The sequence below is a fragment of the Sphingopyxis sp. C-1 genome (assembly GCF_001047015.1).
Taxonomy (GTDB): Bacteria; Pseudomonadota; Alphaproteobacteria; order Sphingomonadales; family Sphingomonadaceae; genus Sphingopyxis.
Map to the genome: position 1 here is coordinate 117,425 of NZ_BBRO01000002.1, position 10,600 is coordinate 128,024.

Here is a 10,600-nt window from a genome sequence, read left to right on the forward strand (position 1 = left end):
ACCGGCCCCGATCTGCGACGAACCGTTCAAGAGGGGTTTGCGACGAGTCGTTGCGCGGCTATCGGTCAAGCTAATGGTAAACGTCCCGCCCCCCTTCATCCCCGGCGCCTTCGTCGGGGCCGAACATCATTTCCGGGCGCGCGTCTATTTCGAGGACACCGACCTGTCGGGCATCGTCTATCACGCCAATTACCTTCGCTATATGGAGCGCGCGCGCTCGGACATGCTGCGGATCGCGGGCATCGACCAGCGTGCGGCGATGGAAGGCGGCGAAGGCAGTTGGGCAGTCACCGACCTTGCGATCAAATATCGCCGCCCGGCAAAGCTCGACGACGATCTGCTCGTGGTCAGCGCGGTCGAGGCCGTGCGGGGCGCAAGCGTGATTATTTCGCAGCGCATCCTTCGCGGGACTGACACGTTAAGCGGCGAGACATTGACCAACGGGCAAGTCACCGCCGCCTTCCTGTCGCCCGCAGGCCGGCCGCGCCGCCAGCCTGCGGGGTGGGCCGATCGATTTACCGCCATCATGAATGGAGAGACTTTCCCTTGCTAGACAATATCTCGCTGGCCGCCGACGCGGCAACCTTGTCCCCCATCGCGCTGTTCCTGCAGGCCGACTGGATCGTGAAGGGCGTGATGATCGGGCTGCTGCTTGCGTCCATCTATGTCTGGATGGTGATCTTCACGCACGGCCGCGGGGTCAACAAGCTGATGAGCGCGTCGGAACGGTTCGAGCGCGATTTCTGGCGCGCCGAGGACATCGACAAATTCTACGACAAGAACAGCGGCGAGGACCTGCCGAGCGCGAAGGTGCTGGGCGCCGGGATCAGCGAATGGCGCCGTTCGACCAAAGGCAAGAATGTCGACCGCGACGGCACGCGCGAGCGCCTCGGCATCGCGATGAACAGCGCGGTCGCGGGCGAAGTCGACCGGCTGGCCGAAAAGATCGGCACGCTGGCGACCATCGGCTCGGTCGCACCCTTCGTCGGCCTGTTCGGAACGGTGTGGGGCATCATGCGCAGCTTCACCGCGATCGCGGCGGAAAATAACAGCAGCCTTGCCGTCGTCGCGCCCGGTATCGCCGAAGCGCTGTTCGCGACCGCGATCGGTCTGTTCGCCGCCATCCCTGCGGTCATCGCCTATAATGCCTTTTCGCAGCGCCTGAATCGCCTCGAATCGCGCCTCGGCCGCTTCGCCGACGGACTGCACGCGACGTTCAGCCGCGAACTGGAGGTCGAAGCCTGATGGCAATGACCGGACCTTCGGGCGGTATCGGCGGCCGGCGCGGCCGCGGCAACCGCCGGGCGCCGATGGCGGAGATCAACGTCACGCCGCTCGTCGACGTCATGCTCGTGCTGCTGATCATCTTCATGATCACCGCGCCGCTCCTCGCCTCTGCCGTCCCCATCGACCTGCCCGAAAGCCGCGCGAAGCCGGTCGAGACAGAGGATCAGGAGCCGGTGCAGCTCTCGATCAATGCCGACGACACGCTCTATATCGGCGAAGAGGTCGTGCCCGAGGCCGAGCTTCCGGCTCGGCTCGACGCCATTGCACGGGCCAATGAAGGGCAGGACAAGCCGCGACAGATCATGCTGCGCGCCGACAAGGGGCTCGACTATGGCCGCGTGATGCGCGTGATGGGCGAGCTTAATCGTGCGGGCCTGACGCGCATTTCGTTGGTGACGACGGGCTCGGAAGGCGCAAGCGAAAGCGCTCCCGCCGCGGTCACCGACGGTTCAGAAACGCAGCCCTAGGTTGAGATGATGGCCGAAACACGGGCAGTTGGGGGGAATGAAGGACGCGGCTTTGCCATCGCGGTGGTGGCGCACGTCCTCATCATCGGCCTGCTCTCGGTTCAGTGGACCGCAGGCGACCGGCGCTTCGACAATCCGCCGATGGAAGTCGACCTGATCGCCGAGACGGCCGTGCAATCGACCGCACCGGTTATCAGCGAAACCCCGCCCGCCGCGCGGCTGGGCGAAGAGGATATGACCGACATCGCGGCGCCCGAGCCGGTGCCCGCACCGCCGCTGCCCGAACCGGTCGTCAGGCCGACCCCTGCCCCGACGCCGAAACAGGTCGCGAGACCCAAAGCAGCACCGCCGAAACAGCCGCCCGCGGTACAAAAGGCTCAGCCGAAAGCCGCTCCGAAAGCACCGCCGGCGAAAAATCGCCCCGCCCGGCCGACTGGCCGCCTCGACGGCATTGCCGAGGGGCTCTCGAAATCGCAGCCCAAATCGCCCGCCAGCAAGGGCGCACCCGCGGCGGCAACCGCCGCCGAAGTCCGGCGCTCGATCGACGTCAGCATCAAGTCGGCAGTAGCGCCGCGCTGGAACGGCTGCCGCATTTCGGGCGTCGACGTTGACCAGCTCAAGACAGTCGTGAAGTTCCGTCTGACCCAGTCGGGCGCGCTTGCCGGCTTCACCAGCGTCACGACCAGCGGCGAGAACGACAGCAACAAGTTCCAGATCCAGCGCCATCAGGAATGCGCCAAACGCGCGGTGGAACTCGCCGCACCCTTCGACCTGCCCGAGGAAAATTACAGCTTCTGGCAGAATTACACGCTCGATTTCATCAAGAGGTAAGAGAAATGCTCCTCCGCCCGATCAGCCTTTCGCTCGCCCTGCTGCTCACCGCGGCACCGGTCGCCGCGCAAACCCCGACGGCCGCCCCTACCCCGCCGGCGGTCACCCCGACCGAACCGCGCGAGACGATCGAAGGCACGCTGTCGCAGGACCGCACCGTCATCGCCATCCCCTCGCTCGCCACCGCATCGGTCCAGAATGTCGCGGGGCTGCGCACCGACAGCCTGGGGCGCCAGATTGCGGAAGTCATCGCCGCCGACCTTGAACGCAGCGGCCTGTACGAGCCGATCGGCCCGAGCGGCGTTCGCGCGATCACCCGCGCGGAGGTGCAAGCGCCACGCTTCGCCGAATGGCAGGGCCGCAATGCCGAGAATGTCGTCCATGGCTTCGTCGACGCGGGTTCGAACGGCAGCCTGATCGTGGGCTGTTACCTTTACGATACCGCGCTCGGCAGCGAGCTGGTCCGCAAGGGGTTCGAAATCCAGCCGGGCGACTGGCGCCGCGCCGCGCACAAATGCGCCGACGCCATCTACTCGCGTCTGTCGGGCGAAGCGCCCTTCTTCGACAGCCGTGTCGCCTATATCGCCGAGAGCGGTCCCAAGGGGAACCGCATCAAACGCCTGGCGATCATGGACAGCGACGGCGGCAATCATCGCTTCATAACCAATGGTCAGGCGCTCGCTATCAGCCCGCGTTTCTCGCCCGATTACAAGAAGATCGTTTACGTCTCCTATTTGAACAATCGCGTTCGCGTCTTCATCTACGACGTCGCCGCGGGTTCGCAGAAGCTGGTGACCGAAAGCGCGAACGCGACCTTTGCGCCGCGCTGGTCGCCCGACGGGACGCAAATCCTCTATTCGATGGCGGTCAACGGCAACACCGACATCTATCGCATCTCGGCCAACGGCGGCACGCCGGTGCGGCTGACGAATACGCCGGGCATCGATGTCGGCGGCAGCTTCTCGCCCGATGGCAAGAAGATCGTGTTCGAAAGCGACCGTTCGGGCGGTCAGCAAATCTATACGATGAATATCGACGGATCGAACCAGCAGCGGATCAGTTTCGGCGGCGGCCGCGCCGCGACGCCCGAATGGTCGCCGCGCGGCGACCTGATCGCCTTTACCCGCATGGGCGGCGGCGAGTTCCGGATCGGCGTAATGACCCCCTCGGGCGGCGGCGTGCGGATGCTGACCAATAGCTGGCAGGATGAGGCGCCAACCTGGTCGCCGAACGGCCGCGTAATCCAATTCTTCCGCACCTCGCCGGGCCGCGAAGGCAAATCGAGCCTGTGGCAAGTCGACCTGACCGGCGTGAACATGCGCCGTCTGCCGACCCCGCAAGACGGGTCGGACCCCAGCTGGGGCCCGGTACTTCCCTGAGGAAACCCGGAACCAAAGGGGCGCGATCGGGTTCAACTATCGCGTCCTGAACGGGCCAAATCGGCCGCACGAATGATTATCAACAACAAGAGGACACAGACATGACGATACGCAAAAGCACCGCAATGATTGCGGCGATCACCATGCTTGCTGTTGGCGCCTGCGCGAAAAAGGCCCCTGACACGCTTCCCCCCGCCCCTGAAGGCACCGGCACCGATACGGGCGCTGGCACTGGAACCGGCGTCGTCCCCGGGTCGCAAGAAGACTTCCTCGCCAGCGTTGGCGCGATGGGCGACCGTGTTTTCTTCGACTATGACCAGTATAATGTCGACGCGCAGGATCAGGCGACGTTGCAGACGCAGTCGCAGTGGCTGCAGCGCAACCCCGCTGTGCGCGTCACGCTGGAAGGTCATGCCGACGAACGCGGCACCCGCGACTACAACATCGCGCTCGGTGAACGCCGCGCGAATGCCGCGAAAAACTATCTCGCTTCGCTGGGCGTCGATCCGTCGCGCATCCAGGTCATCAGCTATGGCAAGGAACGCCCGGCTGAACTCGGTTCGACCGAAGAAGCCTATGCCAAGAACCGCCGCGCGGTGACGGTCGTTATCGGGCAATAAGAAGCCAGAGCGGCACCGCGGCCCATGCCGCGGCGCACGCATATAATCCGAAGGGGACCTGTCGCTCGGAAAGCGGCTGGTCCCCTTTTCGTTGGGATAGGAGCGCCCAGACGATTCCCCCGACGCTCGCGAGCAGCAACATCAGCGGCAATGCCTGCCAGCCGAGCCACGCCCCGATTGCCGCCACAAGCTTGGGATCGCCGCCGCCCATTGCATCCTTCAGCCGGACGCGGCGATAAAATTCGGCGATGGCGGCGAGCGTCAGGCCGCAGACGATCGCACCAACCCAGCGATCGATGAGCGACGTTTCGAGCAGCGGTCCCGCCAAAAGCAGACCGACGATTCCCAGCAGAAGGTTGAGACGATCGGGGAGCCAGAAATGACGCGCGTCGAGCAATGCGAGCGGCAGCAGCAGCCAGCCGAACAACGCCCAGAGCCAACCGGCCGTCCCCGGCATGATCGCAAGCGCGACACTCCCGATCAAAGCCGCACCCAGTTCGACACGCCAATGAAAAGGGTCGATCGCGGCGTTGCACGTCCGGCAGCGACCGTGCGACGCAACGGTCGATAGCAAGGGAACGAGATCGAGAGCGCCAAGCGGCCGACCGCATCCGTCGCATTGCGAGCGACCGAGCACCGAGCGCCCCGCGGGCCAGCGCAGCACCAGTGTCGCGATAAAGCTGCCGAGGATCAGTCCGATCAATGCGGCGAACGCGACGCCCGTGCCAAAGGGCAAGGCATCGAGGATCGACACGTCAGAAGCGGCCCGTTGTCGCCAGCACGAAACCGGTGGGACCGGCCTTGAACCCCAGCGCCGTGAGCGCACCCGCCATCGCCGGATCGCGGTCGACATTAATCGCGAATTGCGCACGATACGTGCCGTTGCCATCGAAGGACAGGGTCAACCGCTCCATCCCCGACTGGCTGGCAAGCGCCGCCTGCGCGCGCCCGTTCGCGCACGCCAACGGACCCGACAGTCCTCGCGAAAGATCGAGACCCGCGATGGGAGCAGCGACCATGAGCTGGATGCGGCCGCTTGCCGTGGCGCATTTGCCCGCATCGTCGAAACGTATCGTGGCGCCCTCGAACCGGATGGTATCGACGGGGATCATCCCGAGCCCGCCCGACATCGATGTCGTGCCGCTGACGTCGGAGACGCCCTGCGGGCTGCTGCCATGCAGCCGCCCTGCAAGCGCGCCAAGCCGTTCATCGGTGCGCGAGAAAGCGAGTTCGGTGTTCCCGCCGATCAGCGCGAGCGGTGACAGGCTAGCGCTCACCGTGCCGAGCGGCAGGACGCCAAGCCGCGCATCGACAAGCTCGCCCGACCAGACCGACCCGCGCACGTCGCGCGCGGTAATGCCCGCGTCGGTCGCACCCGACCAAGCCAGCGCAAGCCGCATCGGAAAAGTCGCAATGAGCAGGATCAACGCGAGCAGCAGCGCCGCGATGCCCCAACGCCTCCCCGCGCTCATTGTCCGCCCTTCCGAAGCTCGGCGGTCAGGCCGACGGTGCCGTCAGCGGCGGGGGTGATCGTGAGCTGGTCGACGACAAAGCCCTGGCCCTCCAGCGAGGCGAGCCAATCGGTGAGCACCGTCGCGCGCGCGGTCGCAATCGCAATCGTCGCCTGCCCTGCACCGCGCGCTTCGTTGCGGTCGAGCGTCAACCCGATCTCGCCCGCCGATTGCGCGAGATATTGATCGATCGCGACCGCGTCGACCGCCGCGGCGACCGATTTTGCCGGACGCTGCGCGAGCAGTTGCGTCTTTGCCGCCACGCGTCCTTCGCGCTCGATCGCGGCGCGGTGCCGGCTTTCGAGGTCGACGAACGCCGCGAGCGCGGGGCGGCCAAGACCCCAGAGGAGGACACCCAGCGCAAGCGCGCCGGCGATGCCGACGAGCCAGCGTTCGCGGAGCGACAGGGCGGCCCACCAATTTTGCAATCGCTCGGTCATGGCACGGCCCGGATCGTGATATTCGCCATTTGCTGCCCGTCGCTGCCCGCCATCGGCTGGGCGGTGATGCGGTAGCCGCGCGCCTGCAAAGCGAGCAGCACCTGATTGATATCCTCGACGCGCGGCGCCGCGAGCGTCGTCGTCAGCGTCCCGTCGGTACGATGCGACAGTGTCTTGAGCGACACGCCCGGCGCATCGCCCATCGCGTCATACAGAGCCGAGGCAGGGACCGAGAAGGCGAGCGGGCCGCCGCCGGCGGCGGAAAGGCGGCGATCGAGCTCGGCTTCGGCCGCAGTCGCGTCGGGTGCGGTCACCCCAGCCTTTTTGGCCATTGCAACCACTGCATCGTCGGCCCGGCCGGTATCGGAGGATAGGCGCACCGCATAGATGATCGGGATCAGCAGGCTCACGGCGACGAGCGCGATCAACAGAATTTTCGCCAGCCGCAACATGGCCGGATCGACTGACCAGCTCCGCCGGGGCTTCCATCCGCCGCTGAGCAGGTCGAGCGGCGGCGCGGCGAGCGTCAGGAGCAAGGCTTCGCGCATCCGGTCGGCATCGAGCGGCGCGATCGCATTCCCGCCCGCGATCAGCGGATCGAGTTCGGGATCGGACACCCATGCGCGGTCCGCCGTGCGGACGATCCGTTCGCTCCCGACCTCGGCCGTCCACAGCGTATCGGGTTCGGGCGGCGGGACCGCGGCGGCGGCCGGAAGGATCGCGGCGGGCGAAAGGCCGCGCGCCTTCAGCCAGTCGGTCCACGCCGTCATCGCGGCGTGGGTGGTCACCGCAACCGGAACCGCCTGCCCCTCGCCCGCCGGCTGCCCGGCAACGACGTGGAGCGCTGCCGCATCGCCCAGGCTGTTCTTCAGCGCATCGATGCGCGCCGCGGCGGCCGCCTGCGCGGGCGCGGCGTCGGGATAGTGGAGCCAGCGCAGCGGCACATCGGCGGCGGGCGCCAGTGCGACAAGGCGGTCGTCGGGGCTATCGTCACGGGGCTTTTCCCACGCGCCGACCCAGCCATCATCCTGTCCGCTGTCGACGATAACGCCATCGTCGACGCGCAGCCAGGCGGCATCGGGACCACCGCCTTCGCCAAGCGCCGCCACCGGGGGCAGCCAAAGAACCAGCGTGCGTGTCATCTCAGTCGCTCTCGCCCCAATCGCGGCGCACGATCACTGGCGGCGTCATACCGGCAGAAGGCGCTCCTCCATTGGCATCGATCAGCGAAACTGCGGTCAAGAAACCGTCCCCCATCGTCACATTCGTCGTCAGCGCGAGCCACCGGCTGGTCACGCCCGCCTGTTCGGCAACTTCGTTGGGCGGCTTGCGCCCTTCGAACGGACCGGCCTCCCAGAATCGCACGCTGCTGCCATAGCCGCCCGCGGGGCGTGCCGCCAGCACCGCCCGCGCTTTCGCAACCCCGATTTCTCCGGGCATCAACATCGCGACGAGCGGCGCCTGTTCGGGAGCCAGCGTGTTGACGTTGAGCCTGACCGGATCGGTCACCGGCAGCACGCAAATCCAGGGTTTGAGCCGGGCGTAGATTTTGGGAGTCACGCCGCGCACCGCGCGGAGTTCGCTGACATCGGCCATCTTGCGATTGGCAGGCAGATAGGCGCCCTGCGTCGAGCGATAGGCATTATCCTCGGCGCCAAGCGGGCCATCGTTGCTGTCGCTGTCGATCCAGTCGGCCGCGGCGCCCGCGATCGCCTGCGCCTGCCCCGGATCGATCCCGAGGAGGGTCATCAATTCGCCGAACTGGCGCATCGCCCCCGACCGCTGGCTGAACCGCCCGGGCACGGTCTCTGCCACGAGGCTGTTGAGGTTGAAACAATTATTGGCGTCGGTCAGCTTTGCGCGCCCCTCGCCCCCTGGAAGCGGCAGCGTGAAATCGCGCCCAAGCCAATTGCCCGCGAGCGTCAGCTTGGCGGGGTCGCGCCCGACGAGGTCGGCGACGCGGCGCAGTGCGATCTGTTCGGCGGCGAAGGCATAGGCACGCCCCTGATCGACCGTGGCCGCGCTTCCCGCAATGCGCGTCGCGAGCGTCAGCCGGTCGAGCGCGGTCGCGGCGATCACCGCCATTACCGCAACGAGCAGCAGGACGGTCAGCAGCGCGGCGCCGCGCTCATCTTTCCGGCCGGCCCTCATGGCGTCGGCACGCCCGCGATCGGCGGGGGCGGCAGCGTCGGTGCGGTGAGGAACAGCATCGTCAACGCCTCGCGTCCCGCGCGCGACAGCCGCACCTCTACCGCGCGCGGCAGACGGTCGCCGGGTTCGGAATTCCAGCTCTCACCCCAATTGCCCTTGTCGTCGCGGTAGCGCACCGCGATCCCTGCGACATCGCCGACAAGGCGGTCGCCCTCGCCAAGCGCGGTGCCGTCCAGCATCGGCTGTGTCGCGCGGCGCCATTCGGCGCCGACAAGGGCATAGCCGACGCGCTCGACAGACGGGCGCGGGCTGCCGTCCGCCGCACCCGCACCGCCGTGGACAAAGGCAAAGCCGTTCGGCGAGCCGACGAACGCGGGGACGGCCTCTCCCGCCGGGCCGCGCGTCGAGCGCTGGACCGCTTGCGCAAGATCGTTCGCCATCACGGCGCGAAGCCGGTTTATCCCGCCCATCGCCTTCAGCCGTTCCTGCACCGCATCCTGCGTATCGACGCTGCTGCGAAGCAGACCGACGCCCATCGCCGCGATCGCCGCGAAGATCGACAGCGCAACGAGCATCTCGACAAGGGTGAAGCCGCGTTCGTCCCTCATCGCGACGACCGGATGATCGTCAGCGCCGCCTGTCCGCGCCCGCCTTCGGGGCGCACCAGCAGGTCGATGCGCAAAAGGCTGTCGTCGGCGGTTTTCGCAACGCGCTGTTCGACGCGCCAGTTGCGCCCGGCGTTTGCGACGCCGATCGCGCTGTTGCCGATCGTCGGCGGCGCGGGATCGGTCCACAGTTCGACCGCGCGATTCTGTGCAACGATGCCCGCCATCGTACTTTCGTCAAGGTCGCCCGCGGTGCGAACCGCATAAGCGTCGAGACGGATCAGCGCGAGCGCGGCGATGCTGATGACGCTCAAAGCCACGAGCATTTCGAGCAATGTGAACCCGCGCTCATTTTGCACGGCTGACCTCCCCGGTCGCCGAGACGCGTATGATTTCGCGCGCATCGCCGCCGGTCAATACGACCGCCTGCGGCGTAGGGCTGATGCCGACGCGGTCGAACAGGATGCGTGCCGCGCCCTGCCCGTTTCCGGCCGAGAAGCGGACACCACCCGGCCAGTTTCGCTGTTCGAAGGCGCGGCCGGGCAGCGGCCGCCATTCGCCCGAAATCCGCCGTTCGAAACCATAGCCCGACGGCGCGAAATTGACCGAAACGCTGCGCCCCTCGATCACCGCGACGTCGCGCGCGGCGGCGAGCCGCGCGGCGAGCCGGTCGGCTTCGTTGCGTACGGTGCGCTCCTCGCCAGGGATGGTAAGCACGACCGCGGTCGCGGCGAGCGCCATGATCGCGAGCACGACCATCAGTTCGACGAGGGTAAAGCCGTTGACGTGGGGACGCGCGCGCGCCTCAACCCTCGGCGCGAATATCCGCATTGTCGTCGGTCCCGCCGGGGGCGCCATCGGCGCCGAGCGACCAGACGTCGAACGCCTTTCCGTTCGGCCCGGGCGCCTGATAATTATAGGGACGGCCCCACGGATCGGCGGGCAGCGTCTTGATATAGCCGCCTCGGCGATAGCGTTCGGGCTGCGCAAGTGCAGGCGGCGCGGTGACAAGCGCGTTCAGGCCGTCGGTCGAAGCGGGATAGGTCAGATTGTCGAGCCGGTACTGTTCCAGCGCATTTTCGAGCGTCGAAATATCGGCCTTGGCCTTGGTCACCATCGCGCGGTCCTGGCTGGGCAGGACGTTGATCATCACCACGGTCGCGAGCAGGCCGATGATGAAGATCACGACCATCAACTCGGTGAGCGTGAAACCGCGTTCGTCGGTCTTGCGGCGCTGCGCCGGCGGCCGGCCGCGATCGGAGTAGGATGTATCGAGCATCAGGCGAAAGATTAGCTTCATCAGCGACAT

The 10,600-nt window shown here is 66.8% G+C and carries 15 protein-coding genes; 6 read left to right on the forward strand and 9 right to left on the reverse strand.

The window, feature by feature from the left end; all coding sequences use genetic code 11:
• The first annotated feature begins 73 nt into the window (after nucleotides 1-73).
• The 6 genes from SC1_RS15265 (at nucleotide 74) to pal (ending at nucleotide 4,584) form a co-directional block, all read left to right on the forward strand.
• Nucleotides 74-553 carry a YbgC/FadM family acyl-CoA thioesterase gene (locus SC1_RS15265; RefSeq protein WP_062184543.1) on the forward strand — a complete coding sequence of 160 codons (480 nt, stop codon included), beginning with the start codon at nucleotides 74-76 and terminating at the stop codon, nucleotides 551-553.
• Nucleotides 547-1,245 (forward strand): protein TolQ, encoded by a 699-nt coding sequence (gene tolQ / locus SC1_RS15270; protein WP_062184545.1) that lies wholly within the window; start codon nucleotides 547-549, stop codon nucleotides 1,243-1,245. The genes SC1_RS15265 and tolQ overlap by 7 nt, the downstream gene beginning before the upstream one ends.
• Complete coding sequence (tolR, locus tag SC1_RS15275; protein WP_062184548.1) at nucleotides 1,245-1,754, forward strand: protein TolR; 510 nt, start codon at nucleotides 1,245-1,247, stop codon at nucleotides 1,752-1,754. Before tolQ ends, tolR begins: the two co-directional genes overlap by 1 nt.
• A gap of 66 nt (nucleotides 1,755-1,820) precedes the next feature.
• Complete coding sequence (locus tag SC1_RS15280) at nucleotides 1,821-2,585, forward strand: hypothetical protein (RefSeq protein WP_238586739.1); 765 nt, start codon at nucleotides 1,821-1,823, stop codon at nucleotides 2,583-2,585.
• A gap of 5 nt (nucleotides 2,586-2,590) precedes the next feature.
• Nucleotides 2,591-3,964 (forward strand): Tol-Pal system beta propeller repeat protein TolB, encoded by a 1,374-nt coding sequence (gene tolB, locus SC1_RS15285; protein WP_062184553.1) that lies wholly within the window; start codon nucleotides 2,591-2,593, stop codon nucleotides 3,962-3,964.
• 101 nt (nucleotides 3,965-4,065) lie between these two features.
• Nucleotides 4,066-4,584, forward strand: coding sequence for a peptidoglycan-associated lipoprotein Pal (gene pal, locus SC1_RS15290; protein WP_193749201.1), 519 nt, complete (start codon nucleotides 4,066-4,068; stop codon nucleotides 4,582-4,584).
• On the opposite strand, the gene SC1_RS15295 is transcribed toward pal, so the two are convergent.
• From SC1_RS15295 to gspG, 9 genes are read right to left on the reverse strand one after another with little or no spacing between them, the layout of a single operon-like run.
• Entirely contained in the window at nucleotides 4,571-5,338 is a 768-nt protein-coding gene (locus SC1_RS15295; RefSeq protein WP_238586740.1) for an A24 family peptidase, read from the reverse strand. The two genes, pal and SC1_RS15295, sit on opposite strands and share 14 nt — an antisense overlap.
• A gap of 1 nt (nucleotide 5,339) precedes the next feature.
• Nucleotides 5,340-6,056, reverse strand: coding sequence for a type II secretion system protein N (locus SC1_RS15300; RefSeq protein WP_062184556.1), 717 nt, complete (start codon nucleotides 6,054-6,056; stop codon nucleotides 5,340-5,342).
• Nucleotides 6,053-6,535, reverse strand: coding sequence for a type II secretion system protein GspM (gene gspM, locus SC1_RS15305; RefSeq protein ID WP_062184561.1), 483 nt, complete (start codon nucleotides 6,533-6,535; stop codon nucleotides 6,053-6,055). Before gspM ends, SC1_RS15300 begins: the two co-directional genes overlap by 4 nt.
• Nucleotides 6,532-7,677, reverse strand: a complete 1,146-nt coding sequence (gene gspL, locus SC1_RS15310) for a type II secretion system protein GspL (RefSeq protein ID WP_062184564.1) — start codon at nucleotides 7,675-7,677, stop codon at nucleotides 6,532-6,534. The genes gspM and gspL overlap by 4 nt, the downstream gene beginning before the upstream one ends.
• Nucleotide 7,678: 1 nt before the next feature.
• Nucleotides 7,679-8,686, reverse strand: a complete 1,008-nt coding sequence (gene gspK / locus SC1_RS15315) for a type II secretion system minor pseudopilin GspK (protein WP_062184567.1) — start codon at nucleotides 8,684-8,686, stop codon at nucleotides 7,679-7,681.
• On the reverse strand, nucleotides 8,683-9,294 hold the full coding sequence (gene gspJ, locus SC1_RS15320) for a type II secretion system minor pseudopilin GspJ (RefSeq protein WP_062184571.1): 612 nt from the start codon (nucleotides 9,292-9,294) through the stop codon (nucleotides 8,683-8,685). Before gspJ ends, gspK begins: the two co-directional genes overlap by 4 nt.
• Nucleotides 9,291-9,650, reverse strand: coding sequence for a type II secretion system minor pseudopilin GspI (gspI, locus tag SC1_RS15325; protein ID WP_368389960.1), 360 nt, complete (start codon nucleotides 9,648-9,650; stop codon nucleotides 9,291-9,293). Before gspI ends, gspJ begins: the two co-directional genes overlap by 4 nt.
• Entirely contained in the window at nucleotides 9,640-10,122 is a 483-nt protein-coding gene (locus SC1_RS15330; RefSeq protein WP_062186792.1) for a GspH/FimT family pseudopilin, read from the reverse strand. Before SC1_RS15330 ends, gspI begins: the two co-directional genes overlap by 11 nt.
• Complete coding sequence (gspG, locus tag SC1_RS15335) at nucleotides 10,097-10,600, reverse strand: type II secretion system major pseudopilin GspG (RefSeq protein ID WP_083435946.1); 504 nt, start codon at nucleotides 10,598-10,600, stop codon at nucleotides 10,097-10,099. Before gspG ends, SC1_RS15330 begins: the two co-directional genes overlap by 26 nt.

What these genes read in the sequence shown, in the direction of transcription:
- SC1_RS15265 (WP_062184543.1), top strand. Translation starts at nt 74, where the DNA reads ATGGTAAACGTCCCGCCCCCCTTCATCCCCGGCGCCTTCGTCGGGGCC.
- tolR (WP_062184548.1), top strand. Translation starts at nt 1,245, where the DNA reads ATGGCAATGACCGGACCTTCGGGCGGTATCGGCGGCCGGCGCGGCCGC.
- tolB (WP_062184553.1), top strand. Translation starts at nt 2,591, where the DNA reads ATGCTCCTCCGCCCGATCAGCCTTTCGCTCGCCCTGCTGCTCACCGCG.
- pal (WP_193749201.1), top strand. Translation starts at nt 4,066, where the DNA reads ATGACGATACGCAAAAGCACCGCAATGATTGCGGCGATCACCATGCTT.
- SC1_RS15300 (WP_062184556.1), bottom strand. Translation starts at nt 6,056, where the DNA reads ATGAGCGCGGGGAGGCGTTGGGGCATCGCGGCGCTGCTGCTCGCGTTG.
- gspM (WP_062184561.1), bottom strand. Translation starts at nt 6,535, where the DNA reads ATGACCGAGCGATTGCAAAATTGGTGGGCCGCCCTGTCGCTCCGCGAA.
- gspL (WP_062184564.1), bottom strand. Translation starts at nt 7,677, where the DNA reads ATGACACGCACGCTGGTTCTTTGGCTGCCCCCGGTGGCGGCGCTTGGC.
- gspK (WP_062184567.1), bottom strand. Translation starts at nt 8,686, where the DNA reads ATGAGGGCCGGCCGGAAAGATGAGCGCGGCGCCGCGCTGCTGACCGTC.
- gspJ (WP_062184571.1), bottom strand. Translation starts at nt 9,294, where the DNA reads ATGAGGGACGAACGCGGCTTCACCCTTGTCGAGATGCTCGTTGCGCTG.
- SC1_RS15330 (WP_062186792.1), bottom strand. Translation starts at nt 10,122, where the DNA reads ATGCGGATATTCGCGCCGAGGGTTGAGGCGCGCGCGCGTCCCCACGTC.
- gspG (WP_083435946.1), bottom strand. Translation starts at nt 10,600, where the DNA reads ATGTCGCTGATGAAGCTAATCTTTCGCCTGATGCTCGATACATCCTAC.